This window comes from Salmonella sp. SA14318 (assembly GCF_029866905.1).
Classification (GTDB): Bacteria; Pseudomonadota; Gammaproteobacteria; order Enterobacterales; family Enterobacteriaceae; genus Salmonella; species Salmonella enterica.
The window spans coordinates 2,406,649-2,432,765 of the sequence record NZ_CP123282.1 but is presented as its reverse complement, the minus strand read 5'-3'; the positions used below and the strand labels follow the sequence as shown (position 1 = coordinate 2,432,765).

Here is a 26,117-nt window from a genome sequence, read left to right as displayed (position 1 = left end):
TCAGTAGGTTATAGAGAGTTTGTAACGGTTTTATTCTGCTGGGGTAACATTTACCTCAAACGCGGGCAGGCGTACGCTTCTCGCGCTTACTGACAAACCATCATCAAAAATACCGATGGAAGGGAACATTTATGCGAATTGGCATACCAAAAGAGCGGTTACCCAATGAAACCCGTGTCGCTGCGACGCCGAAAACGGTAGAGCAGCTACTGAAGCTGGGGTTTAGCGTCGCTATCGAAAGCGGGGCGGGTCAACTGGCAAGTTTTGACGACAAAGCGTTTGCGCAGGCTGGCGCGGATATTGTCGACGGCAATGCTATCTGGCAGTCGGAAATTATTCTCAAGGTTAATGCGCCTGAAGAAGAGGAAATCGCTTTACTGAACCCCGGGACTACGCTGGTCAGTTTTATCTGGCCTGCGCAAAATCCTGGGTTAATGGAGAAACTTGCCGAACGTAAGGTTACGGTGATGGCGATGGACTCCGTGCCGCGTATTTCCCGCGCGCAGTCGCTCGACGCGTTAAGCTCAATGGCGAATATCGCGGGTTATCGCGCCATTGTAGAGGCCGCGCATGAATTTGGGCGCTTCTTTACCGGCCAAATCACCGCCGCCGGGAAAGTGCCGCCGGCGAAGGTGATGGTGATTGGCGCGGGCGTTGCCGGTCTTGCGGCTATCGGCGCGGCAAACAGCCTGGGGGCGATTGTCCGCGCGTTTGACACTCGTCCTGAAGTCAAAGAGCAGGTCCAGAGTATGGGGGCTGAGTTCCTCGAACTGGATTTTAAAGAGGAAGCCGGTAGCGGCGATGGTTACGCCAAAGTGATGTCCGAGGCGTTTATCAAAGCGGAAATGGCGCTCTTTGCCGCCCAAGCCAAAGAAGTCGATATCATCGTTACCACCGCGTTGATTCCGGGCAAACCAGCGCCGAAGCTGATTACCCGCGATATGGTCGATTCTATGAAGGCCGGCAGCGTGATTGTCGACCTGGCCGCGCAGAATGGCGGTAACTGCGAATATACCGTCGCTAATCAGGTTGTGACGACGGACAATGGCGTAAAAGTGATTGGCTACACCGATCTACCGGGGCGTTTGCCGACGCAGTCATCCCAGCTTTATGGCACCAACCTGGTTAACCTGCTGAAGCTGCTGTGCAAAGAGAAAGACGGCAATATTGACGTGGATTTTGACGATGTCGTGATCCGTGGCGTGACGGTGATTCGCGACGGCGACATTACCTGGCCTGCGCCGCCAATCCAGGTTTCCGCGCAGCCACAGGCCGCGCCTAAAGTAGCACCTGCGCCAAAAGAGCCGGAAAAGCCCGCTTCACCCTGGCGGAAGTATGCGTTAATGGCGCTGGCGATCATTCTTTTTGGCTGGCTGGCCGATGTCGCGCCAAAAGAGTTCCTCGGCCATTTTACCGTGTTTGCGCTCGCCTGCGTGGTTGGTTATTACGTGGTGTGGAACGTGTCTCATGCGCTTCATACGCCATTAATGTCGGTGACCAACGCAATTTCAGGGATTATTGTTGTCGGGGCATTATTGCAAATTGGTCAGGGCGGCTGGGTCAGCTTCCTGAGCTTTATCGCGGTGCTTATCGCCAGCATTAATATTTTCGGTGGCTTCACCGTGACTCAGCGTATGCTGAAAATGTTCCGGAAAAACTAAGGGGTAACACATGTCTGGAGGATTAGTTACAGCTGCATACATTGTTGCCGCGATCCTGTTTATTTTCAGCCTTGCCGGGCTTTCAAAGCATGAAACGTCCCGCCAGGGGAATAACTTCGGTATTGCCGGGATGGCGATCGCGTTGCTGGCGACCATTTTCGGGCCGGATACCGGCAACGTAGCATGGATTCTGGTCGCCATGATTATTGGCGGCGCGATTGGCATCCGCATGGCGAAAAAAGTTGAGATGACCGAGATGCCGGAGCTGGTCGCGATTCTGCACAGTTTCGTGGGCCTGGCGGCGGTACTGGTTGGTTTTAACAGCTATCTGTACCATGACGCCAGTCTGGCGCCGGTGCTGGTGAATATCCATCTGACCGAAGTCTTCCTCGGTATCTTTATTGGCGCAGTCACTTTCACTGGATCGATCGTAGCGTTTGGTAAACTGCGCGGCAAAATCTCTTCTAAGCCGTTGATGTTGCCTAACCGTCACAAAATGAACCTGGCGGCGCTGGTTGTTTCTTTCCTGTTGCTGCTGGTTTTTGTTCGTACCGAAAGCGTGGGTCTACAGGTTCTGGCGCTGCTGCTGATGACCATTATCGCGCTGGCGTTTGGTTGGCATCTGGTCGCTTCTATCGGTGGGGCGGACATGCCGGTGGTTGTTTCAATGCTGAACTCCTATTCCGGTTGGGCTGCCGCGGCGGCTGGCTTCATGTTGAGCAACGATTTGCTGATTGTGACCGGCGCGCTGGTCGGTTCATCAGGTGCGATCCTGTCTTACATTATGTGTAAAGCGATGAACCGCTCTTTCATCAGCGTTATTGCTGGTGGGTTCGGTACTGACGGCTCCTCAACGGGCGACGATCAGGAAGCTGGCGAACATCGCGAAATCACGGCGGAAGAGACCGCTGAGATGCTGAAAAACTCCCACTCCGTCATTATTACGCCGGGGTACGGGATGGCGGTGGCGCAGGCGCAGTATCCGGTGGCGGAAATCACCGAAAAACTGCGTGCACGCGGTATCAACGTGCGTTTCGGCATTCATCCGGTGGCGGGTCGCCTGCCGGGGCATATGAACGTGCTGTTGGCGGAGGCGAAAGTGCCTTATGACATCGTGCTGGAAATGGATGAGATCAACGATGATTTCGCCGATACCGATACCGTGCTGGTGATTGGCGCGAACGATACGGTGAACCCGGCGGCGCAAGACGATCCCCGCAGCCCGATCGCCGGTATGCCGGTTCTCGAAGTGTGGAAAGCACAGAATGTCGTGGTCTTTAAGCGTTCAATGAATACTGGTTATGCTGGCGTGCAGAACCCGCTGTTCTTTAAAGAGAATACGCAAATGCTGTTTGGCGATGCCAAAGCCAGCGTGGATGCGATTCTGAAAGCGCTTTAATCTTTTAAACGTGCGGCGGCCTCTTCGGAGGCCGTTTTTATACACTTCATCCTTTAAGCTGTCTCTTTGTTGGCTGCGCTCAGAAACCCCGGTCACATCGTTATCTATGCTCCCGGGGATTTCTTCCCTTGCCGCCGCGATGCATCTTGAATGATTTTGTGTATGTATTGCATTTTATCTTTTGTTTAAATCGCTAAGCAGAACGGCGATACTCTGCCCGCCGGTGGTCTGTTCGAGGGCGATTTTGACAATGATGGTTAACGGAACGGAGAGCAACATGCCCACCGGACCTAATAGCCAGCCCCAGAAAATTAACGACAAAAATACCACTAAGGTTGAAAGGCCTAAACCACGTCCCATAATTCGTGGCTCAAGGATATTGCCGAAGACCAGATTAATCAGCAGATAGCCTGCCAGCACCAGCAGCGCATCATAAAACCCGTTAAATACCAGCACCTGAATAATGGGCGGCAGGGCAGCGAGCACCGATCCAATATTAGGGATATAGTTCAGCGCGAAGGCCAGTAGACCCCAGACAAAGGCGAAGCGGACATCCAGCGCGGCCAGCATTCCCCATGCGACCAGCCCCGTCACGATACTGATCGCTGTTTTTAACACCAGATAATGGGAAACGCTATCAAGCGCGCGTTGAATTGCCGCCATACCTTCTACCGGGCGGCTCATCATCTGCTGCAGTTTTTCAGGCAATTGTGGAACCTCCAGCAGCATAAATACCACGGTCAATAACAATAAAAAGATGGACGACATGGCATTGGACAGTTGGGTGAGCAGGTTCGTTACCAGAGTCATGGCGGCGTTTGGATCGATATATTTCGCCAGCTCATCAACCGACACGCCAATGCCTGCTCGCTGTAACCACGGTTCAATACGTTGCAACGGTATCACCAATGAGGAGCGATATTGCGGTAGGGTACGAGCCAGTTCATTTAATGATGTCCCCAAATAGGCCAGTAGCAGTACCATTAACATAACAATAATCACAATGAGCAATGATACTGCGATAACGCGCGGAATTCGGCATCGGGTCATCCGTTGCACAACGGGATTGAGAACGACTGCAATAAATAACGCCAAAATAAAGGGAACAATGATATCTGCGGCGAAGCGGATACCGCTCAGAATAACTACCAGCATTCCCAGCATAATGACGATTTTTAGACCATTGAGCGTGATGATCGGTTTTGCCATATCAGTCCCTGTTTTCTGATGCCGACACGAATAATAATGTGATGTCGGTCGACCTGTTCTGGTTAAAATCAAACACTTCAGGTAAAGAAGTGAAAATATTTTGAGTTAATTCCTGGCTTATGATACAAATCAGGCGTGTTCAACTACCGAGGACAATTATCATCCGCGATGACGAGAAGCAACACTGCGGATAATTGTAATATTATGGACAATATGTTCAGCGCTTTTTTCTCCACGCAAACGCATCTTCACTCTACCTCCTTTTTCCTGCTTATCGGCGAGCAGCACTGGCGTAACGCACTTTAGTCTCTCACTTCTGCCTGAGCTGGCGCAATGCGCTGTGCTAACTGATTTTATTTTTTAGTTTGCTGCGTGCAGCAGACTCGAAAGAGTATATTCTCATGCAGGAGAAGTGTCATGTTTTACTGGATTTTATTAGCTCTGGCTATCGCGACTGAAATTACCGGCACGCTCTCAATGAAATGGGCTAGCGTGGGTAATGGCAATGCGGGTTTTATTTTAATGCTGGTGATGATCACGCTGTCATATATATTTCTTTCTTTTGCGGTAAAAAAGATTGCCCTGGGTGTAGCGTATGCCTTATGGGAAGGGATCGGCATTTTATTTATTACCATTTTTAGCGTGCTGCTATTTGATGAAGCATTATCAACCATGAAGATAGCCGGCTTGCTGACGCTGGTCGCTGGCATCGTATTGATCAAATCAGGGACGCGTAAACCCGGCAAACCGGTGAAGGAGGCGACTCGTGCAACAATTTGAATGGATACACGGCGCCTGGCTTGGGCTGGCAATAATGCTGGAAATCGCGGCTAACGTACTGTTGAAATTTTCGGACGGCTTTCGCCGTAAATGCTATGGCATCTTATCGCTTGCCGCTGTTCTGGCCGCCTTCAGCGCGCTTTCCCAGGCGGTAAAAGGGATAGACCTGTCGGTGGCGTATGCGTTATGGGGCGGTTTTGGTATTGCCGCCACGCTGGCGGCGGGCTGGGTGCTCTTCGGCCAGCGCTTAAACCCCAAAGGCTGGGTTGGCGTGATATTGCTGCTCGCCGGAATGGTCATGATAAAATTTGCCTGAGACGATCGCTGCCGGTCAGGCAGCGATTCGCGTATTAGTCCTGCGCCAGGGCTTTCAGCTTATCGCGAAAGCCGGTGACGGATATAGCGCGGTTATCGGCGCGCCAGCGATCTTTAGCCGCAGGGGCGGAGCTTTGTACGCCAATGAGCTGCCATCCGCTATCCGTGTGCAATAATAACGGCGAGCCGCTGTCGCCAGGTAACGTGTCGCACTGGTGTGAGAGTACGGCATTCTGCGCCCAGCCGGTCACGACGCAATCCTGATGGGAATAGAGCGCATTCAGATGATCTTCCGGATAACCAGACTGCGTGACTTTTCGGTCTGCGGCTTTCAACGCCGCAGTGAGCGCCGCTTTATCGCCGGTAAATAAAGGCACTGGCGTGATACCGGAAGGTGGGTAGCGCAATATTATCAGACCAAAATCCCAGCTTGCCGCGGCAGGCGGCACAATCCAGCCATCGCCATCCGCTTTCAGGCGTCGGCCCAGCGACGGTTCAACGCGGCCTTCAATGCCGTGGATTTCATAGCGCCATACTCCTTTTCGCGCCACAAAACGCAGCGCAACCGCCTTGTCTGGTTTTCCTTTCGGTGGCGTTAGCAGGCAGTGACCTGCTGTCAGGGCGATATGCGGGGAGATAAGTGTTGCCGTACACAAATTACCGCTGGCGGTCTCTAGTTGCCCGATGGCATCCCACGGCGATTGGGTAGGATCGGCGACGGGCACCCGATCGTCATGGTTAAAAAAAAGCGTTTTGACGTCGCTGGCATCCGTGGCGTCTGTTTCAGCCCCCCTGGCTTTCGCCATAACCGGTAAAAAACACACTATGCCCAGTAATACAGCAATGGTTTTATGCATATCACACTCTGGTGGGTAATTATGATTATTAACAACAAACCCTCAGTACTACTATAGACGTGACGGTAAGAAAGTGGGAGTAAAATCAGATAACTACACTCAGGAAAGATAGAAATGCGTGGCAATAACGGCGCATAAAATAAGCACGATAAGAATGAGCTCAAAGCGGTAGCGAGACACTTTTTTGCCCTCCCGGAAGGCGGCGCTAAACCAGAACAATTTAGCGCCGTAAAAACGGGCGCGGGGGCGCGCCGCAGCATGTTACGACTTACGCAGCCGGCTGCGAAGTTGTTTTTGACGTAGATTTGGCTGGGGCTTTTTTGCCATCTTTTTTCTGGTGCTTTTTAGCCGCCTGCGCTTTTTGCTCAACGGTTTTTTTATGCTGTTTTTTGTGGTGCTGGGTGTTCTGGGTTGTTTTGGCAGGCGTTGCGGTTTTCGCAGGCGTTGCAGTCTCAGCCGCGAATGCTGCGGAAGAGAGACCCATTGCAGCGGCAACAACCAGAGCTAATACTTTTTTCATTTTGATACCCTCGATTTGGTTTTCATTCAACCCCACTGCGGGGCCGGTGAAATGACTATATCGCTGTTATCAAAAGGCTTCCGTGAGTGATTGGTTTCGGCATGTAACGCTATGTACAATCCCCCCGGTAACGCGATGTCAGCCCCCACCATAATAGGTAGCTTTACGTTACCGGCCGTTATTTTTGGTCGCAGAGTCGGTAATATCCGCCCTCCAGAATAACAGGCACACCGTATATGAATCCGATAATCTGGGTGGTATTTACGCTTCTGGCGCTGGATGCAATCAGAGAAGTTATGGGCGTATCAAGCCTGACAGGTCTATGGTGAACAGTGAGTCGTGGCGTGAAACCAGCCCGGCGATAGCGCACGTTGCTATCGCCGGATTATTTCTTTTCAGGCGTGAAGACGATGATGTAACCGCGTCCCGACCAGGATGGCCAGCACCAGCATTAGCGCGATAAAACCGCCTACGCCGTTCCAGCCGTAACTATGCCAGAATACGCCGCCTAGCGTCCCGGCGATACTGGACCCCAGATAATAGCTGAAAAGATAAAGTGACGAGGCCTGTCCCTTCGCCCGGCGCGCACGCGGGCCAATCCAACTACTGGCCACGGAGTGCGCGGCGAAAAAGCCGGCGGAAAAAAGCAGCATCCCGGCAAAAATCAGCCAAAGCGAGGTAAAAAGCGTCAGTAAAAGCCCGCCCAGCATTACTGCGGTAGAGAACAGCATCACCGGCCCCCGGCCATAGCGTGAGGTCATGGCGCCAGCTTTCGGCGAGCTCCATGTGCCGGTGAGATAGGCTACGGATAACAGTCCGACCACGGCCTGGCTTAATTCCCAGGGGGAGAGCATCAGGCGATAACCAATGTAGTTAAACAGGGTGACGAACGCGCCCATCAGTAAAAAACCTTCTGCAAACAGCAGAGGTAACCCCCGATCGCGCCAGTGGAGACGGAAATTAATAAATAGCGTTTTAGGCCGTAGCGACGTGGGACGGAAATGTTGCGAGGCGGGTAAAATCTTCCAGAACATCAGCGCGGACGCAAGCGCAAAGCATCCGATGGCCGCCAGCGCGATGCGCCAGTTAAAAAAGTCGGTCATGACGCCGCTTAATAAACGCCCGCTCATCCCGCCGATGGAATTACCGCTAATATAGAGCCCCATGGAGAAAGCGACAAAGCTGGGATGGATTTCTTCACTCAGGTAGGTCATTCCCACCGCGGCGACGCCGCTTAACGACAGACCGATCAGCGCACGCATAATCAGAATACCATGCCAGCTGGTCATCATGGTTGATAACAATGTGCAGCAGGAAGCTAATAACAACGCGGTGACCATCACCGGTTTACGGCCTATCGCATCAGAAAGCGGGCCGGTAAAAAGCAAGCCGATAGCCAGCATGGCGGTAGAAATAGAAAGTGAAACGCTGCTGCTGGCGGGGGAGACGCCAAACTCCTGGGAAAGTACCGGTAGTATAGGCTGAACGCAATAAAGGAGCGCGAAAGTCGCCAGGCCTGCGGAAAAAAGGGCCAGCGTGACGCGCATGAAAGGCGCTGTACCGCGTTTAATAAATTGAACCGGCTGAGAATGGCGTTGTTCATCGATATCGCTCGCCGTGGCGTCATCGAGAATAGTTGTACGACTCACGTTAAATCCTTGCTTTACATCTCCGTCAACAGGAGACGGGTATAACCGACATGTAAAGCATAGAAAAAGCAAAATATTCTGTCTAATATATTAATTGTCTCAAATAAGACGTTAAAAATATGAATATCGAATTACGTCATTTACGTTACTTTGTGGCGGTAGCAGAAGAGCTGCATTTTGGTCGTGCCGCCGCGCGCCTCAATATCTCGCAGCCGCCGCTCAGTCAGCAGATACAAATTCTGGAGCAGCAGGTCGGCGCGCGATTACTGGCGCGGACCAACCGCAGCGTAGCGTTAACCGCCGCCGGGCGACAGTTTCTGGTGGACAGCCGACACATCCTGAGTCTGGTAAACGACGCCGCCGCTCGCGCCGAGCGGCTGCATCAGGGCGAAGCGGGAGAAATCCGTATTGGCTTTACGTCTTCAGCGCCTTTTATTCGGGCGGTATCGCATACCTTTTCGCTGTTCCGCCAGTCCTATCCGGGGGTGCATATGCAAACGCGTGAAATGAATACGCGTGAGCAAATCGCGCCGCTCAACGAAGGCGTACTGGATATTGGCTTGCTGCGGAATACGCCGCTGCCCGACACACTTAATCGCGAGGTGATTTTGCATGAGCCGCTTATGGCCATGATCCCGCGCGAACATCGGCTGGCGCAAAAGCCGGTCGTCAGTCTGACAGAACTGGCGGAAGAACCTTTCGTCTTTTTCGATCCGCATGTCGGGACGGGCCTCTACGACGATATTCTCGGCCTGATGCGGCGCTATAACCTGTCGCCGACCATCACGCAGGAGGTTGGCGAGGCAATGACCATTATCGGTCTGGTGGCGGCGGGGCTGGGCGTCTCGATTCTGCCGGCATCCTTTAAGCGTGTACAGATGAGCGAGATGCGCTGGGTTCCCCTGGCGGAAGAGGACGCCGTATCTGAAATGTGGCTGGTATGGCCAAAGCATCATGAACAGAGCCATGCCGTACAGCGGTTTTGCCAACAGCTATTACTGGCTGCCCGACGGGATTAATTACGCTTAAAAAGGGTGAAAATGTGCAGTTAATCACACGGCTAAGCAAAAAGTTGACGGCGAGTATTGAAGTGTTTCACCATAGCACACAGATTATTTCGGAGCGCGAAAATAAAGGGAGTGAGCGGTGGTTGCTGATAGTCAGCCTGGGCATATCGATCAAATTAAGCAGACCAATGCTGGCGCAGTGTATCGCCTGATTGATCAGCTCGGACCGGTATCGCGAATTGACCTGTCTCGTCTGGCGCAGTTGGCGCCTGCCAGTATTACGAAAATTGTTCGCGAAATGCTGGAAGCGCATTTGGTTCAGGAACTTGAAATTAAAGAGGCGGGCAGTCGTGGACGTCCCGCCGTCGGGCTGATGGTGGAAACGGAGGCCTGGCACTATTTATCTATTCGTATTAGCCGTGGCGAAATTTTCCTTGCGCTACGCGATCTTAGCAGCAAACTGGTGGTAGAAGAGTGTCTGCCGCTGCCGTTAACCGAAGCCACGCCGTTGCTTGAGCGAATTATTACGCACGTTGATCGGTTTTTTACCCGCCATCAGCAGAAACTGGAGCGTCTGACCTCTATTGCCATTACGTTACCGGGCATTATCGATACCGAAAACGGCGTTGTGCACCGGATGCCGTATTACGAAGATGTCAAAGAGATGCCTTTGGGAGATGCGCTGGAGCGGCACACCGGCGTACCGGTTTACATTCAGCATGATATTAGCGCCTGGACGATGGCAGAGGCGCTTTTTGGCGCCTCACGCGGCGCGCGCGACGTTATCCAGGTGGTGATTGATCATAATGTGGGGGCGGGCGTTATCACCGACGGTCATTTGCTTCATGCGGGCAGTAGCAGTCTGGTAGAGATTGGGCATACCCAGGTCGATCCTTATGGTAAGCGCTGTTATTGCGGTAATCATGGCTGTCTGGAGACCATCGCCAGCGTCGATAGCGTGCTGGAACTTACGCAGCTTCGGCTTAATCAGTCGATGAGTTCAATGTTGCACGGCCAGCCGTTAACGGTAGATTCACTGTGTCAGGCGGCGATGCAGGGAGATCTATTAGCAAAAGATATTATTAGCGGCGTTGGCGCGCATGTCGGACGCATTCTGGCTATCATGGTGAATTTATTTAATCCGCAAAAAATTCTTATTGGTTCGCCGCTAAGTAAAGCGGCTGATATACTTTTTCCGGCCATTGCTGACAGTATCCGTCAGCAGGCGCTGCCCGCCTACAGTAGGAATACGGTAGTGGAAAGCACGCAGTTTACCAACCAGGGCACGATGGCCGGGGCGGCGTTGGTAAAAGACGCGATGTATAACGGCTCTTTGTTGATTCGTCTATTACAGGGTTAACATTTTTTAACTGTTGTACAAAAATTTGCGCTAACTCAAGCTGATTGCCCTTGCCATATCTTAGACTTTCTCCACTGTATTATTTTCCTGGCTTATATTTTCGAAGCATAACGGTGGAGTTAGTGATGCTGAAGCGTTTCTTTATTACAGGTACAGACACTTCTGTTGGGAAGACGGTGGTTTCCCGCGCATTACTACAAGCGTTAGCGTCGGGTGGTAAGAGCGTTGCAGGGTATAAACCTGTCGCTAAAGGGAGCAAAGAGACTCCAGAAGGAATGCGCAACAAAGATGCGCTGGTATTGCAAAGCGTCTCTTCGCTGGAGTTGCCGTATGAGGCGATTAATCCGATCGCGTTAAGCGAAGAAGAAAGCAGCGTCGCGCATAGCTGTCCTATAAATTACACCTTGCTGTCCAACGGTCTGGCGAGCCTGAGCGATAAAGTGGACCACGTGGTTGTGGAGGGTACTGGCGGCTGGCGTAGTTTGATGAATGATTTACGTCCATTGTCCGAATGGGTGGTACAGGAACAGTTACCGGTATTGATGGTGGTAGGGATTCAGGAGGGGTGCATTAATCATGCGCTACTGACTGCGCAAGCTGTCGCTAACGATGGACTGCCATTAATTGGTTGGGTGGCGAATCGTATCAATCCTGGCCTGGCGCATTATGCTGAAATTATTGATGTGCTTGGGAAAAAACTGCCAGCGCCGCTGATTGGCGAGTTACCGTACCTGCCGCGCGCCGAGCAGCGTGAGCTGGGGAAGTATATTCGTTTGTCAATGCTCGGCAGCGTGCTGGCGGTAGATAGAATCATGGCGTAACGTTCGCGAGAGCACTGACGCGACTACACAGGCAATCAGCAGACCGGGGAGTAACTGATACTCGCCGGTCATTTCACAAATCATCAGGGTGGACATTATCGGCGCATGGGTTGTCGCCGCCAGTAGCGTCGCCATACCTGCCAGCCCCAATAAAATCGCTATTTCATCCGAGCCTGGCAGCCAGAATCCCCATATCCGACCCAGAAACATTCCAATGGATAATCCGACAAATAATGTTGGCGTAAAGACGCCGCCCGGCGCGCCAGACCCGCTGCTGGCGAGCACCGCCAGGATTTTGCACGCAAAAATTCCGCCAATCAGCGAGAATAGCGGCGGGGAGAGCAAAAATGATTGTACGACGCTATAGCCGTTTCCCCATACCGTGGGCGTGAGTAACGACAGTAATCCGACAATAAGCCCGCCCAACGCCAGTTGCCAGGGCGGCGACAGTTTTAAACGTAAGAAACTATTATGGCTGGCCGTCATCAGCCACATCAGCAACGGGCCGCACAGACCGGCGACCAGGCCGGTACTGACTATCATGGCGTACTCCCGCGCGTGGAGATCAACGGTCAGATGTACGGTATAGAGTAGTGAATCGCTACCGTTTAATACATGGGTGGTTAGCAGGGCGACGACGGCGGAAACGACAACCGGGCCGAGGGAAGCCAGCATTAAGGTACCGAACAGGATCTCCGCGATAAACAGGCTGCCCGCCAGCGGCGCATGGTAAGCGCCCGCCATGCCCGCAGCGGCGCCGCTGGCGATCCATAATTTCCATTCCTCACGCGGCGTGAAGCGTCGGGCAAAGCTGGATGCCGCCAGCGCGGCGAGGAGGATCATTGCGCCTTCGCGACCAATTGCGCTGCCGCTGACCACGACCAGCAGCGAGGCCAGCGATTTCACCAGACTGGCGCCAACGTCAAATTGCCCGTCGGTTTGCAATGCTTCCATATAGTCAGTGGGCGCATGGGGGCGCTGTTGGTTCATTTTTTGCCACCCCCACAGCAACAGACCAGCGGCCAGGCCGCCAAGCGCCGGCGTAATCAGCCGTCGCCAGGGCGAAAGCCCCTCAGCCGCATTCACCAGACTGCCAGTGTCATTACTCAGGAAAATCCACTCCAGCAATTGCATCGCATGACGGAAGGCGGCGACAGCCAGCGCCGCGAGAATACCGATGAGCGTAGCGATCAGCAGGCGACGAAACATCGCTCGCAGATCCGGGTAAGCGTGTAAACGATGCATGAGCGGGTAAACAGGGAGTTTCAGGATAGCCTATTCTGCGGGGAAATGGCGTCAGACGCAAAAGCACTATGTGCGATATAATATTGCGTACAATAATGATATTGCCGGATAGCGAGAGGCCATCCGGCGGCAGCGTTAGCTGTTTTCGTGAATATTTAGCGCCCGACGCGTGCGGCCTGAGCTGAGATAATCGGCGATGTAATCCTGAGAGATTTCACCGTTATAGCGTCCGTCTTCATCAACGATCGGCATCCAGCTAGTATTACTTTCGTACAATCTGGACAGCACAATACGCAGATTATCTTCCGCTTTGCCCGTAATACGGAAAGGATGGGTGATATCGGCGCAGATTCCGCTGGCGTTCCGCGCCTCCCGGCGCTTCACAAATCCCAGTGGCTTACCGTCGTTGTCAATGACGGTAATGGCGCGAATATCGTGATCATCCATAATGCCGAACGCCTCGCTTAACGGCGTGGAAGGCCGCGCGGTAATGGTTGGCTGTTGGTCGGTCACATCGCCTGCGGAGACCAGTAGCAAACGCTTTAACGTTCTGTCCTGACCGACAAACGACCCGACAAACTCGTTAGCCGGTTTGGCCAGCAGTTCATCAGGACTGGCGCACTGTACAATTCGCCCCTGACGGAACACGGCGATACGGTCGCCGAGCTTTAGCGCTTCGTCGATATCATGGCTGACCAGCATTACGGTCTTTTTTAGCTTACGCTGCATATCCAGAAACTGGTTCTGGATCACTTCGCGGTTAATGGGGTCCACCGCGCCGAAGGGCTCATCCATCAGCAGTACCGGCGGATCGGCGGCCAGAGCGCGGATCACGCCAATACGCTGTTGCTGTCCCCCGGACATCTCCTTTGGATAGCGATGCAGAAATTTTCTGGCATCCAGCGCCACCATGTCCATCAACTCTTCGGCGCGTTGCTTGCAGCGCGCTTTGTCCCAACCCAACATGCGCGGCACAACGGTAATATTTTCTTCAATCGTCATATTAGGAAACAGGCCGATTTGTTGGATAACATACCCAATATTGCGGCGTAGCGTTACCGTATCCATATCGTTGGTATTCTCGCCGTTGATAAGAATATTACCGCTGCTGGGCGCGATCAGCCGGTTGATCATCTTTAACGTGGTGGTTTTGCCGCAGCCGGAGGGACCGAGTAAGACGCACATTTCGCCTTCCGGCACGTTCAGGTTGACGTTGTCGACGGCTTTTAGCGGCTGACCCTTTTTCTGTACAAATTGTTTGGTGAGATTTTCCAGTTTTATCATTATCGTATCCCCTTAGGTGTCAGTACGACTTGCAGACGATGCAACAGCCAGTCAAGCACAATCGCCAGTAGACAGATCATCAGCGCGCCGGCAATTAACATGCGAATATCGCTGCCGCTAATGCCGTTTAACAGTAGCAGTCCCAGACCGCCGGCGCCGATCACCGCGGCAATCGCCATTACGCCGATATTCATCACTACCGCGGTGCGGATACCCCCGAAAATAACCGGTAGGGCCATTGGGATTTCGACCCAGCGCAGCCGTTGCCAGAAAGTCATACCGATGCCGCGTCCCGCTTCACGCAGACCGGGCGGCAAACTATCAAGCGCAGTATGGGTATTACGGACAATCGGCAGTAAAGAGTAGAGAAAAACGGCCGTCACGGCGGGCAGAACGCCAATACCATGTCCGATCAGCGAAAAGAGCGGGATCATTAATCCAAACAGCGCGATAGACGGAATGGTAAGAAGTAGCGTGGCGGCGCCCAATACCGGCGTTGCCAGCCATTTGTGGCGTACAATCACAACGCCTAACGGTACGCCGATGATAATCGCCAGACCGACGGCCAGCGCGACCAGCCAGAGATGCTGAAAGGTAAGGCTGGCGAGATAGCCTGCGTTATCCAGCATATAATGTATCGTATCCATAGGCGCTCCTTACAGCAGACCTTTGTCCTGCAAAAATTGATGGGCTACCTGTTGCGGCGTGCGATGCTCGATATCGACCTGGGCGTTTAGGGTCGATATCACATCGTTATTGAGCAGGCCGGAAAGGGTGTTTAAGGCGTCATCAAGTCCAGGATTGGCTTCCAGCACCTCTTTACGCACCACGGGCGTGACAGCGTAACTTGGAAAGAAGCCTTTATCATCTTCCAGCACTTTCAGATCAAACCCTTTCACCCGTCCGTCGGTGGTATAGACCAGCCCGGCGTCAACCAGCCCATCCCGAACGGCGTTATAGACCAGCCCTGGGTCCATCTGTCGTATTTGCGGGCGATCGAGCTGCATCTGGTAGGCTTGCTGAAGGGGCTTCATTCCGTCGCTGCGCCCGGCAAATTCCAGATCGAGGCCGAGCATCCAGTTGTGGTCAGGATCGTTCTGCCGGACCTGTTCGATTTTTGCCACCATTTGCGAGATGGTGGTGATATTTTCCGACTCGGCGCGTTTGCGCTGCATCGCGAACGCGTAAGTATTGTTCATGTCAGCCGGTTTGAGCCATACCAGGCCCAGCTTCGCATCCAGGCGTTTTACCGTGTCGTAGGTTTCCTGTGGACTCATGCGCTTATCGATACGGTTGAAAATAATCAGCGATGTACCGGTGTATTCCCAGGTAATATCAATTTGTTTATTCACCATCGCATTACGTGAAATCACCGCGGCGATATTGGTTTGCGGCTGAACCTGAAAGCCTTTCTTCTGCAAATACTGAACGGTCATAGCGGAAAGAATATGCTGCTCGGTAAAGCTTTTGGTAGCGAGAACCAGCGGCGTGGCCTGCGTCTGGCTACTGAACAACAGCGTTGCGGCAAGCCATCCCAACAGGTGTTTTTTGAATCTCATTTAACGCTCCTTATTGTTATTTATGCGTTCAGACGGTATGAGGGCTAAGGCGCCGCCCAAACCAGGCAAGCAGAGTGTCAAGAATCAGCGCGAATAACGCCGTGGCCGTTGCGCCGAGAATCAACGTCGGAAAATCGTTGAGATAAATCCCCGGAAAAATCAGCTCGCCGTAGCTGCTGGCGCCGATCAGAAAGGCCAGCGGCGCGGTGCCGACATTGATGGCGGTCGCGATGCGAATACCGGACAGCATCACTGGCCACGCATTAGGTAGCTCTACCTGGCGAAGCCGCTGCCATTTTGTCATCCCAATCCCGTTCGCCGCTTCAATCAGTGAGGCGGGAACGGAACAGAGGCCCGCATAGGTATTGCGGACGATAGGCAGAAGGGAGGCCAGAAATAGCGCGACAATGGCGGGCGTATCGCCGATCCCGATAATCACCATCGCTAAGGCCAGAACGGCCAGCGGCGGCAAGGTATTACCAACATTAAAGATTTGCATGACATATTCAGCAAATCCTTTTGCCGCAGGTCGGCTGAGTAAAATCCCGCTCGGGATACCGACCAGTAAAGCAAAAAACATGGACGTAAAGACCAGCATCAAATGCCGTTGTCCGAGATACAGCAGATCGACCTGACGCGCTTTCAGCGTCTCCAGACCGATTCCCCAGATAAACAGCGCCAGTAACAGCAGAATGACGATAGTGAACCCAAGTACACGTTTTAGGGTGAGGGTGTGCATTGCGGTGTGTCTCCCTGTTTGCATGTGTTATGGCGACGTTAAGAGTCGCGTGTTGTTATGCCATGTTCCGGCAGGGTGCTTTGAGCTATAGCAACAGGTTGGGAAGGATTCCAGCGAAGCGTGATGTTTAACACTATTAAACATCTATTAACAATTATGCTTTGCCCTTATGCGGCTTAGGGTGAACATTCACGATAAAGAATTATCTTAAAAATAGAAGCGTGGTGTGACGTTGTCACTTTTTGTAGATAAAAATAGGCCGCAATGGGAGAAAAGGCAGGTAAAATCCTGCCTTTTGTGGGGATTAACGGAATAACGGTTTTACAGCGACGGGAATAATGAGTTGAGCTTGCCATTGCGCCAGCGTCAGACGCGCCAGTTGCCCCAACGCCTGATAAAACGGATGCCCGGCATGATCGATAAATACGTCCAGAAAGCGGGACGACCACGGAAACAGATGCCAGGCCAGGAGTTGTTCGCATTCATGATGACGGCCATTCTCGGCAAGCCAGGCCGCCAGCAGCAACAGCGACCCAAAATGATCTTCTGGCTCGTTTTGCTGCATTTCAAACTGAATTCCGTTTTCGCGCATCCACTGACGTAGCGCCAATGTAGAATCGCCAAATAATACGCTCTCACGATCCAGCCAGACGGAACCCCACGGCGGAGACGGCAGAGCGTAAGGGCCGATAAACAGACGCTGCCAGGCCTGTGGCAACGACTCTTCGCTGTGGGTCTTAAACATAGCCGCCACAGGCGCAAGCGCCTCGGCATCAAGCGGCCACTGCGCCTGCCAGTCGTCGTTTAATAGCGCCTGGACCAGAGGAGCGGTTTCGTGGCTTTCCGGCGAATAATAAAACAACGCGCCAAGAACACGCGCCGTTACTGCAAAATCATCACGTTGTAAAAAAGTGGTCATTCAAACAATCCCGAAAGGTGCGGGTCGCCCCGCACGCATAAATTAACCTGCGACGGCCATACCTACGGTCATATGCAGGCCATAAAAAAGTCCGCGGCCAATAATTTCGCCTGCCAGCACCAGCACGACACCGAGCAGCAAACCAACGGTATGCGGTTCGCGGCGACGGATTAGCGGACATAGCCAGCAGCCTAATCCGGCAGCAAGCAAGACAATGCGCCAGACCTGTAGCATACCGTAATCCGGTGCGAGATGGCTGGCCTGTTGCACGGAACTGTGAATGGTTGAGAGAGACAGTCCTTGTAGTACGATGACCGTCACGCACACCACCAATGCCAGGCCGCTAATACTGGCAAACGTCACGCTGCAAAATGGGACGCGCGCGATGCGTAGCAGTAACGCCGCAAACACCGGACCGCACAGGAATGCCGTGAGGAAAAAGGCCAGCGTGGTGTAGCCATTATACCAGGTTGGCACGGTATCTATCTGATAAACGAGCGTCATTGCCCAGATGAATGCAACGCCGAGCGCCATACTGACCAGCAGCCACACTTTACCCAGCACCGGGGGCATTTTACCGAGTACCGCCACCAGCCACCAGATGCCGCCTACGGCAAAGAACACCGATCCTGCGGCGATTTCATTACTCAGTGCGGAAGCGCCTACGCGGTTAAGCGAGTTAAACGCGCGCATCGGCGAGCCGAGATGCATAATCGACGCGAGGAATCCCAGTCCCATCACCAGCCACAGAAAAAACATGCTACGCACGATGCGTTGTTTTGCCACATCGTCTTTGGTGGTTAACCAGCCATATCCACTCACGATCAGCGCCCCGGCCACACATTGACCCAGCACCGTAAACAGGACCAGCGGCCATTCATGCCATCCACTTCCCATCTTATACCTCCTTCGGATTGGCCAGATAACCGGTAGTGTCCCCGGTCGGGCGGCTGTTGGCGTTGGGTTTAATCACAATATTCGGCTTCGTGAAATGCGCGCGCGGCAACGGCGCGACGGCAGCCAGCTCTCCGTGTTTTTTACGCAGTTCGTCTATCGGGCCAAAGTCCAGCGCCCGCAGCGGGCAGGACTCCACACAAATCGGCTTTTTGCCGTCGGCGACGCGTTCATGACAGCCGTCGCACTTAGTCATATGACCTTTGGCCGCGTTGTACTGCGGCGCGCCGTACGGGCAGGCCATGTGGCAGTAGCGGCAGCCGATACAGACCTCTTCGTTCACCACCACAAAACCGTCATCGCGCTTGTGCATCGCGCCGCTCGGGCAGACTTTGGTACAGGCCGGGTCTTCGCAGTGGTTGCATGAAATGGAGAGATAATAGGCAAAGACGTTCTGGTGCCAGACGCCGTTATCCTCCTGCCAGTCGCCGCCCGCATACTCATAAATGCGGCGGAAGCTGACATCCGGGGTCAAATCTTTGTAGTCCTTGCAGGCCAGTTCGCAGGTTTTGCAACCGGTGCAACGACTGGAATCAATAAAAAATCCATACTGGGTTGTCATCGGTTACTCCTTACGCCTTTTCAACCTGAACAAGATTACTGTGTGACGGATTACCTTTCGCCAGTGGGGAAGGCCGGTGCGACGTCAGAATGTTAATGGAGCCGCCGCGATCGACTTTGTCGCCAAACATGTCGGCATTTAACCAGGCGCCCTGGCCGATAGCGGTGACGCCAGGCAATATGCGCGGCGTGACTTTTGCCGGAATGAGCATCTCTCCGTTCTGGTTAAAGACCCGCACGGTGTCGCCGTGCTGAATGCCGCGCGCTTGCGCATCAATCGGGTTGATCCAGATCTCCTGCGGACACGCCTGTTGCAGGACGTCGATATTGCCGTAGCTGGAGTGGGTACGCGCTTTATAGTGGAAGCCGGTTAGCTGTAGCGGGTAGCGCTGACGAAGCGGATCGTCCCAACCGTCAAAGCCTGGCGTATAGGCGGGTAAAGGATGGATAATCTCATCTTTCTTCAGCTCCCACGTGTTGGCGAGGGTTGCCAGACGCTCGGAATAGATTTCGATTTTACCGGACGGCGTTTTCAGTGGGTTGGCGGCAGGGTCTTCGCGGAAGGCGCGGAAAGCGACGTAGTGCTCCTCCGGGCATTTTTTCTTGAAAATCCCTGTTTGTTTCATCTCTTCGTAATCCGGCATTTCCGGGTTACGCGCTTTGGTTTTTGCGTGCAGGTATTTGACCCACTCATGCTGCGTGCGGCCTTCTGTGAAGGTCTGGTATACGTCCGGACCAAGCCGTTTAGCCACTTCACTGAGCGTCCAGTAAATGGGCTTTCTTTCAAATTTCGGCGAGGTGGCGGGCTGACCAAGAATGACATAGCCCATATTGCCTGCGGATTCGTGGGAAATCAGATCTTCCTGCTCGGTCGGCATTAAATCAGGCAGCAGAATGTCGCAATATTTTGCCGATGCGGTCATAAAGTGCTCGATGCCGACGATCATTTCACATTTACTGTCGTCCTGAAGCACCTCGTGGGTGTGGGCGATGTCGCCATGCTGATTGATCAGCGTATTACTGGCGTAGCACCACAAAAATTTGATCGGCACGTCGAGCTTGTCTTTTCCCCGCACGCCGTCGCGTGTGGCGGTCATTTCCGCGCCATGATCGATAGCGTCGGTCCAGGTAAAGACCGAAATCTGGGTTTTTACCGGGTTCTCCAGCATAGAAAACCATTCGACGCCCAGATCCCAGGTGCCTTCGCGCACGCCGGAATTACCGCCATTTATGCCGACGTTACCGGTGAGTACAGACAGCATGGCGATTGCGCGTGCGGTCTGCTCCCCGTTAGAGTGGCGTTGCGGTCCCCAGCCCTGGCAAATGTAAGCCGGTTTCGCCGAGCCGATTTCCCGCGCCAGTTGAATGATTTTTTCCGCCGGAATACTGGTAATCTGCGCGGCCCATTGCGGCGTTTTAGCAATACCGTCTTCGCCCTGACCCAAAATATAGGCTTTATAGTGCGCGTTACGCGGGGCCGAGGCGGGCAGAGTGGTTTCGTCGTAGCCGATGCAGTATTTATCCAGAAACGGTTTATCAATAAGATCTTCGGTAATCAGCACCCAGGCGATTGCCGCCGCCAGCGCGCCATCGGTACCCGGGCGAATCGGCAGCCACTCGTCTTCGCGGCCGGCGGCAGTGTCGTTATAACGCGGGTCAATGACGATCATCCGGGCGTTGGAGCGTTCGCGCGCCTGTTCGACATAGTATGTCACGCCGCCGCCGCTCATACGTGTTTCCGCGGGGTTATTGCCAAACATCACCACCAGTTTTGTATTGGCGATATCATCCGGACTATTGCCGTCGTTGCCGCCGAACATATAGCTCATGGCCGCGCTGATTTGGGCGGTGCTGTAGCTACCGTAACGGCTGAGATAGCCGCCGCAGGCATTCATCAGGCGATACGGTACGTTAGAATTGGTAATATTGCCGCCGTCCACGCCGGTACCGTAAAGCACATGTACCGCTTCGTTGCCGTAGTCCTTGAGGATGCGTTTCAGGTTATCGCCGATGGTATCCAACGCTTCATCCCAACTGATACGTTCGAATTTGCCTTCTCCTCGTTTACCAACGCGTTTCATCGGATATTTCAGGCGATCGGGATGATTCATCCGGCGACGAATAGAACGACCGCGCAGGCAGGCGCGTACCTGATGGTTGCCATATTCATCGTTGCCCGTGGTATCTGATTCAACCCAATATACGGTGTCATCTTTTACGTGCAGGCGCAGCAGGCAGCGGCTGCCGCAGTTAACGGTACATGAACTCCAGACCGCTTTTTCTGCCACATTGCCAGATGCGAGGTCTGCTGCGGCGTGGGCGATGCGGGAGAACGGAAGGGTGAAAGCGCTACTGGCAAGCGCAAGGCTACCGATAGCGGAGGTTTTCACCAGGCTTCGTCGGCTGATACTGGCCGCCATTAATGCCTCAGGGTTGGTGATTTTCATAACAGCTCACTATGCTCATCCAAAAAAGAGTTTTAAATGTCGTTGTGTTCGCAAAACGGGGAGCGCCGGGCGCGTAAAAACGTCCCGGAGCAGGCGGCTTAGATTTTTTCGATTTCCACCAGATTTGTATGTTGAGGATTCCCTTTTGCCAGGGGGGAAGGACGCAGCGTCGTGAGCGTATTGATGCAGGCGCCGTGGTCAATTTTATCGCCAGCCATATCCGCATTATGCCATGCGCCCTGACCCATCGCGCTGACGCCCGGCAGAATACGCGGCGTGACTTTGGCGGGTAGACGCACCTCTCCACGATCGTTAAAGACGCGAACCCTATCGCCATTCGCGATACCGCGTTTTTGCGCATCGAGCGGATTTATCCACACCTCCTGGCGGCAGGCGGCCTGTAGAACATCAATATTGCCGTAGCTTGAATGGGTACGGGATTTATAGTGAAAGCCAAACAGCTGTAGCGGGAAGGTGCTCCGTTTCGGATCGTCCCATCCTTCAAAAGTAGGGGTATAAATCGGCAGTGGGCTTATCACGTCGCCTTCCGCCAGCTCCCAGGTACTGGCGATGCGAGCGAGTTTGCTTGAGTAGATTTCGATTTTACCGGACGGCGTTTTTAACGGATTGGCCTGCGGATCTTCACGAAATTTTTTATAGGCGACAAAATGGCCGTTGGGATCTTTGCGTTTATAGATGCCCATTTTTTTCAGCTCGTCATACGCGGGCAATGCCGGATCTCTTGCCTGCATTTTGGCGTACAGATATTGCAGCCATTGCGCCTGGGTACGGCCTTCGGTAAACCGCTGATACACATCGTCGCCGAGGCGTCTGGCGATTTCGCTGAGTACCCAGTAGATGGGCTTGCGCTCGAACTTAGGCGTCGTCGCCGGTTGGATAAAAATCAGATATCCCATATTGCCGGCGTAATCATTGGGGATGATATCTTCCTGTTCGACGGTCATGAGATCTGGCAGTAAAATATCGGCGTACTTCGCGGAAGAGGTCATAAAGTTGTCGATGACCACAATCATTTCGCATTTCGCTTCATCCTGAAGAATTTCATGGGTTTTATTAATATCCGAATGCTGATTAATCAGGGTGTTGCCAGCGTAGTTCCATAGAAATTTGATCGGGACATCCAGCTTATCTTTGCCGCGTACGCCGTCGCGCAGGGCGGTCATTTCCGGGCCGCGCGCAATGGCGTCCGTCCAGCTAAAGCAGGAGATGGCGGTTTTAACGGGATTCTCCAGGACCGGCAGACGTTCAATGGTAATGGTGTAAGTGGATTCGCGTGCGCCGCTATTACCGCCATGAATGCCGACGTTGCCGGTCAGAATCGGTAACATGGCGATGGCGCGAGCGGTTTGTTCGCCGTTCGCCTGACGCTGCGGGCCCCAACCCTGACAGATGTAGGCCGGCTTGACGCTACCTATCTCGCGCGCCAGTTTGATAATTCGATCGGCGGGGATGCCGGTAATATGCGATGCCCACTGCGGCGTTTTGGCGATACCGTCCTCGCCCTGGCCCAAAATATAAGCCTTATAATGGCCATTGGGGGGCGCGTCAGCCGGAAGGGTCTTTTCATCGTAGCCGATGCAATAGTTGTCGAGAAAAGGCTGGTCAACGAGATTTTCGTTAATCAATACCCAGGCAATCCCTGCCACCAGCGCGGCGTCGGTGCCGGGGCGAATCGGTATCCACTCGTCTTCACGTCCGGCAGCGGTATCGGTATAGCGCGGATCTATCACGATCATGCGCGCATTTGAGCGTTCACGCGCTTGCTCCAGAAACCAGGTAATGCCGCCGCCGCTCATGCGTGTTTCAGCCGGATTATTGCCGAACATGACCACCAGTTTACTGTTTTCGATATCAGACGTGCTGTTGCCGTCGTTGGAGCCATAGGTGTAGGGCATGGCGCAAGAAATTTGCGCGGTACTGTATGAGCCGTATTGATTCAACGAACCGCCGTAGCAGTTCATCAAACGCTTCACCGGCGAGGCGGCAGGCGACGAGCGGGTTATGTTGCCGCCTACGATGCCGGATGAATAGTGGATATAAACGGCTTCATTGCCGTAGGTCTCTACGGTCTTTTTCAGGCTGGCGCTAATGGTGTCCAGTGCTTCCTGCCAGCTAATGCGTTCAAATTTGCCTTCGCCGCGGCGGCCAACGCGTTTCATGGGATAGTTAAGGCGATCCGGATGGTTAATGCGCCGACGGATTGAACGGCCCCGCAGACAGGCGCGAACCTGATGATTGCCGTAGACATCGTCGCCAGTATTGTCAGTTTCAACCCACCAGACTTCATTATCTTTTACATGCAGACGCAGGGCGCAGCGACTGCCGCAGTTGACCGAACAGGCGCCCCAGACGATTTTATCTTCTTCGTTGCGCATAGCCTGCTGCACCGCCGCGGCCGCGGTACGCATCCCAAACGGTAAAGATACGCCTCCGGCAGCCAGCGCCAGTGAGCCAAGCGCCGCTGATTTCACTAACGTCCTGCGGCTAACGCCTGTTTGTTGCTTTTCTCCGGGCATCACTCACTCCATTGTCGTTATTATTTCGCTATATATTGATAACTATAACGAAATTATTAACATGCTAATGATGTAATGAGTTTACCCCTTTGGGAGTAAGGATTATTAATCCATATCAAAGAGCGTTACCCTCCGGACCCGGAGGGCAGGAGGAGGTTATTGCGGTTCGGCGGATGAACCGTCCTGAGCGGGAGAGGTATTGGCTGGCGCATTGCCGCTGCTGGTGCGGGTATAAAGAATTTTATGCGTGTCGTTCGCGCAATGGCCCACCACCTGTGAGTCCGGCTGATCGGCCTGGTCGTTAGGAACGATAGTGAGCGTAAAATTATCCGCTGGCACGCCGTTATTGATGATACGTTGTTCAATATCGCTTTTTACTCTCTCGCACGATCCCGGTGCCGCCATCACCAGCGAGGGGGTGCTAACTAACGCCAGAGTGGCTATTGCAGTTGCGATTTTCATCATGAACTCCTGTGATTAATGACGATGTTCTAAGCTTAGCATTTTTCGTGTAAATAACTGTATTTGCTAATATGATGATAAATATCTTTTCATCCTGGTGACACGCGTGAAGAAACCCCTTTTACTGACGTTATTGTGCATGATACTGGCAGGTTGTGATAACCCGAAATCCCTTGAGCCTTTTACGCCGGAAATGGCCAGTTTTTCGAACGAATTTGATTTTGATCCATTACGTGGTCCGGTAAGGGATTTCAGCCAGACATTGATGAGTGAGAATGGCGAAGTGGCGAAGCAGGTCACCGGTACGCTTTCACAGGAAGGCTGTTTTGATACGCTTGAGTTACACGATCTGGAGAATAATACGGGGCTGGCGCTCGTGCTGGATGCCAATTATTACCGGGATGCTCAGACGCTGGAAAAAAAGGTGCAGTTACAGGGGAAGTGCCAGCTGGCGGCGTTGCCTTCGGCGGGCGTGACCTGGGAAACGGACGACAACGGTTTTGTGGTATCGGCGACGGGCAAAGAGATGAAAGTCGAGTATCGCTATGATAGCGAAGGTTATCCGCTAGGTAAGACAACCATAAACTCGCAGAATACGCTCTCTGTGACGGCAAAACCCTCCGCGGACCCGCGTAAAAAGCTGGATTACACGGCAGTCAGCCGGGTGGATGATCGACAGGTCGGCAACGTCACACAGAGCTGCGAATATGATGCGTATGCGAACCCTGTTGACTGCCGGCTTGTTATCGTCGATGAGAGCGTTAAGCCGGCAGTGTCCCACCATTACACCATTAAAAATCGTATCGATTACTACTAAACCGGGCGCGGTGCGACTCTCCGTGACTACCGCGCCGGGCTTACTGCGCGGTGGGTTTCAGGAGCGTAGAACCGGAGGTTTTATGTTCATCCAGATACTGCTGCTGGAAGATACACATGCGGATGGTGTTACGGTATTCGCCGTTAATGAAGAACTCATGAATCAGCTCGCCTTCTACCCTAAACCCGAGTTTACGGTAGATGTGAATCGCTTTTTCATTCTCTTTATCGACGATCAAATACAATTTATAGAGATTGAGTACGGTAAATCCGTAATCCATCGCCAGTTTGGCCGCGCGTGACGCCAGGCCTTTTCCCTGGTACTCCGGCGAGATAATAATCTGAAATTCCGCCCGCCGATGCACATGGTTAATTTCCACCAGTTCTACCAGCCCGGCGTTTTCACCGTCGCATTCGACGACAAAGCGCCGTTCGCTTTGGTCGTGGATGTGTTTGTCGTAGAGATCCGACAGTTCGACAAAAGCCTCATACGGCTCTTCAAACCAGTAACGCATAACGCTGGCATTATTATCAAGCTGGTGGACAAATCGTAAATCTTCACGCTCAAGCGGGCGCAGTCTGACCTTGTAGTCACTTGTCATACTGTATCCTTACACTTCCTTTTAGTTATCCTGCATCAGGGCGTAATAACGCGACCTGTACGACGATCCAGACACCGCAGCGTATTGGGTTCCCAATAGGCGTTGATGTTGGCGCTTTGCTCGCATTTATCGCGGTTATCAAAGGCGGCATCGGCTTTGTCCCACTCTTTTTCTGCGCGGGTATTCACTTTCTGACGCAGACTGCGAGTGTCGTTCCATTGTTCCTTTTCCATCGCCGCTTCCTGACGACTTTGTGCGCTATCTCCCGATTCAATCACCAGTTTACTGGTTTCAGCGAATGCGGAAGTAGTATATACAACGGCCGCCAACGTAAGCATTGCCGTCAGGCACAGGCGTTTGCTCAGCGTATTGTTCATCACAATATCCTTTCATTAGAGGGGAAAAAGCGGTAAA

The 26,117-nt window shown here is 53.2% G+C and carries 26 protein-coding genes; 9 read left to right on the top strand and 17 right to left on the bottom strand.

Translation table 11 applies throughout. From position 1 onward, the window contains the following. Positions 1–131 precede the first annotated feature (131 nt). Positions 132–1,661, top strand: coding sequence for a Re/Si-specific NAD(P)(+) transhydrogenase subunit alpha (gene pntA / locus QEN32_RS11625; RefSeq protein WP_001219363.1), 1,530 nt, complete (start codon positions 132–134; stop codon positions 1,659–1,661). Between the two features lie 10 nt (positions 1,662–1,671). Next, positions 1,672–3,060, top strand: coding sequence for a Re/Si-specific NAD(P)(+) transhydrogenase subunit beta (pntB, locus tag QEN32_RS11620; protein WP_000014056.1), 1,389 nt, complete (start codon positions 1,672–1,674; stop codon positions 3,058–3,060). A 174-nt stretch (positions 3,061–3,234) separates the two neighbouring features. Here pntB and QEN32_RS11615 read toward each other — a convergent pair whose 3' ends face one another. Then, the gene (locus QEN32_RS11615; RefSeq protein WP_001118268.1) at positions 3,235–4,269 is read right to left on the bottom strand and encodes an AI-2E family transporter; all 1,035 of its coding nucleotides are present in this window, start codon (positions 4,267–4,269) and stop codon (positions 3,235–3,237) included. Positions 4,270–4,686: 417 nt separating this feature from the next. On the opposite strand from QEN32_RS11615, the gene mdtJ reads away from it, so the two are divergent. Continuing rightward, positions 4,687–5,049: a multidrug/spermidine efflux SMR transporter subunit MdtJ gene (gene mdtJ / locus QEN32_RS11610; RefSeq protein ID WP_000500278.1), complete on the top strand. Its 363-nt coding sequence runs from the start codon at positions 4,687–4,689 to the stop codon at positions 5,047–5,049. After that, positions 5,036–5,365, top strand: coding sequence for a multidrug/spermidine efflux SMR transporter subunit MdtI (gene mdtI, locus QEN32_RS11605; protein ID WP_001183821.1), 330 nt, complete (start codon positions 5,036–5,038; stop codon positions 5,363–5,365). Before mdtJ ends, mdtI begins: the two co-directional genes overlap by 14 nt. A 34-nt stretch (positions 5,366–5,399) precedes the next feature. Here the strand turns inward: mdtI and QEN32_RS11600 are convergent, their stop codons facing one another. Continuing rightward, a complete protein-coding gene (locus QEN32_RS11600; RefSeq protein WP_000549647.1) occupies positions 5,400–6,221 on the bottom strand; it encodes a serine protease in 822 nt (273 codons plus the stop codon). Between the two features lie 268 nt (positions 6,222–6,489). Then, positions 6,490–6,741: an acid resistance repetitive basic protein Asr gene (gene asr, locus QEN32_RS11595; RefSeq protein ID WP_000756315.1), complete on the bottom strand. Its 252-nt coding sequence runs from the start codon at positions 6,739–6,741 to the stop codon at positions 6,490–6,492. A 236-nt stretch (positions 6,742–6,977) separates the two neighbouring features. Here asr and QEN32_RS11590 point away from each other — a divergent pair, with 236 nt between their 5' ends. Continuing rightward, positions 6,978–7,070: a hypothetical protein gene (locus QEN32_RS11590; protein WP_001068154.1), complete on the top strand. Its 93-nt coding sequence runs from the start codon at positions 6,978–6,980 to the stop codon at positions 7,068–7,070. Between the two features lie 66 nt (positions 7,071–7,136). On the opposite strand, the gene QEN32_RS11585 is transcribed toward QEN32_RS11590, so the two are convergent. Continuing rightward, positions 7,137–8,390, bottom strand: coding sequence for an MFS transporter (locus QEN32_RS11585; RefSeq protein WP_000091796.1), 1,254 nt, complete (start codon positions 8,388–8,390; stop codon positions 7,137–7,139). 119 nt (positions 8,391–8,509) lie between these two features. Here QEN32_RS11585 and QEN32_RS11580 point away from each other — a divergent pair, with 119 nt between their 5' ends. The 3 genes from QEN32_RS11580 to bioD all read left to right on the top strand — a co-directional run bounded on the left by QEN32_RS11580 (position 8,510) and on the right by bioD (position 11,578). Then, on the top strand, positions 8,510–9,409 hold the full coding sequence (locus QEN32_RS11580; RefSeq protein WP_265322132.1) for a LysR family transcriptional regulator: 900 nt from the start codon (positions 8,510–8,512) through the stop codon (positions 9,407–9,409). A gap of 127 nt (positions 9,410–9,536) precedes the next feature. Then, entirely contained in the window at positions 9,537–10,757 is a 1,221-nt protein-coding gene (mlc, locus tag QEN32_RS11575; RefSeq protein WP_000225094.1) for a sugar metabolism global transcriptional regulator Mlc, read from the top strand. A gap of 125 nt (positions 10,758–10,882) precedes the next feature. Next, the gene (gene bioD / locus QEN32_RS11570; RefSeq protein ID WP_116804623.1) at positions 10,883–11,578 is read left to right on the top strand and encodes a dethiobiotin synthase; all 696 of its coding nucleotides are present in this window, start codon (positions 10,883–10,885) and stop codon (positions 11,576–11,578) included. On the opposite strand, the gene clcB is transcribed toward bioD, so the two are convergent. The 11 genes from clcB to QEN32_RS11515 all read right to left on the bottom strand — a co-directional run bounded on the left by clcB (position 11,534) and on the right by QEN32_RS11515 (position 24,288). After that, positions 11,534–12,823: a voltage-gated ClC-type chloride channel ClcB gene (gene clcB / locus QEN32_RS11565; RefSeq protein ID WP_080232132.1), complete on the bottom strand. Its 1,290-nt coding sequence runs from the start codon at positions 12,821–12,823 to the stop codon at positions 11,534–11,536. The genes bioD and clcB overlap by 45 nt on opposite strands. Positions 12,824–12,958: 135 nt before the next feature. After that, a complete protein-coding gene (gene osmV, locus QEN32_RS11560; RefSeq protein WP_000593092.1) occupies positions 12,959–14,107 on the bottom strand; it encodes an osmoprotectant ABC transporter ATP-binding protein OsmV in 1,149 nt (382 codons plus the stop codon). Next, a complete protein-coding gene (gene osmW, locus QEN32_RS11555) occupies positions 14,107–14,754 on the bottom strand; it encodes an osmoprotectant ABC transporter permease OsmW (RefSeq protein ID WP_080222991.1) in 648 nt (215 codons plus the stop codon). The genes osmV and osmW overlap by 1 nt, the downstream gene beginning before the upstream one ends. Before the next feature lie 9 nt (positions 14,755–14,763). Then, entirely contained in the window at positions 14,764–15,666 is a 903-nt protein-coding gene (osmX, locus tag QEN32_RS11550; RefSeq protein WP_265322131.1) for an osmoprotectant ABC transporter substrate-binding protein OsmX, read from the bottom strand. A gap of 28 nt (positions 15,667–15,694) precedes the next feature. Further along, on the bottom strand, positions 15,695–16,405 hold the full coding sequence (osmY, locus tag QEN32_RS11545) for an osmoprotectant ABC transporter permease OsmY (protein ID WP_000557304.1): 711 nt from the start codon (positions 16,403–16,405) through the stop codon (positions 15,695–15,697). Between the two features lie 304 nt (positions 16,406–16,709). Continuing rightward, complete coding sequence (dmsD, locus tag QEN32_RS11540) at positions 16,710–17,324, bottom strand: Tat proofreading chaperone DmsD (RefSeq protein ID WP_000206562.1); 615 nt, start codon at positions 17,322–17,324, stop codon at positions 16,710–16,712. A 42-nt stretch (positions 17,325–17,366) separates the two neighbouring features. After that, complete coding sequence (locus tag QEN32_RS11535) at positions 17,367–18,221, bottom strand: dimethyl sulfoxide reductase anchor subunit family protein (protein ID WP_001522670.1); 855 nt, start codon at positions 18,219–18,221, stop codon at positions 17,367–17,369. A gap of 1 nt (position 18,222) precedes the next feature. Further along, positions 18,223–18,840, bottom strand: a complete 618-nt coding sequence (dmsB, locus tag QEN32_RS11530) for a dimethylsulfoxide reductase iron-sulfur subunit DmsB (RefSeq protein WP_265322130.1) — start codon at positions 18,838–18,840, stop codon at positions 18,223–18,225. A gap of 10 nt (positions 18,841–18,850) precedes the next feature. Then, the gene (ynfF, locus tag QEN32_RS11525) at positions 18,851–21,286 is read right to left on the bottom strand and encodes a selenate/tellurate reductase subunit YnfF (protein WP_000705282.1); all 2,436 of its coding nucleotides are present in this window, start codon (positions 21,284–21,286) and stop codon (positions 18,851–18,853) included. Positions 21,287–21,384: 98 nt separating this feature from the next. Next, positions 21,385–23,823: a selenate/tellurate reductase subunit YnfE gene (ynfE, locus tag QEN32_RS11520; RefSeq protein WP_276017400.1), complete on the bottom strand. Its 2,439-nt coding sequence runs from the start codon at positions 23,821–23,823 to the stop codon at positions 21,385–21,387. A gap of 156 nt (positions 23,824–23,979) precedes the next feature. Then, complete coding sequence (locus QEN32_RS11515; RefSeq protein ID WP_114051649.1) at positions 23,980–24,288, bottom strand: DUF1161 domain-containing protein; 309 nt, start codon at positions 24,286–24,288, stop codon at positions 23,980–23,982. 103 nt (positions 24,289–24,391) lie between these two features. On the opposite strand from QEN32_RS11515, the gene QEN32_RS11510 reads away from it, so the two are divergent. Continuing rightward, positions 24,392–25,102, top strand: coding sequence for a YnfC family lipoprotein (locus tag QEN32_RS11510; RefSeq protein ID WP_265322128.1), 711 nt, complete (start codon positions 24,392–24,394; stop codon positions 25,100–25,102). 40 nt (positions 25,103–25,142) lie between these two features. On the opposite strand, the gene speG is transcribed toward QEN32_RS11510, so the two are convergent. Together speG and QEN32_RS11500 are read right to left on the bottom strand one after the other, a co-directional pair. Further along, entirely contained in the window at positions 25,143–25,703 is a 561-nt protein-coding gene (gene speG / locus QEN32_RS11505; protein WP_000199997.1) for a spermidine N1-acetyltransferase, read from the bottom strand. Positions 25,704–25,738: 35 nt separating this feature from the next. Further along, the gene (locus QEN32_RS11500) at positions 25,739–26,080 is read right to left on the bottom strand and encodes a DUF1283 family protein (protein ID WP_001066440.1); all 342 of its coding nucleotides are present in this window, start codon (positions 26,078–26,080) and stop codon (positions 25,739–25,741) included. Between the last annotated feature and the right edge of the window lie 37 nt (positions 26,081–26,117).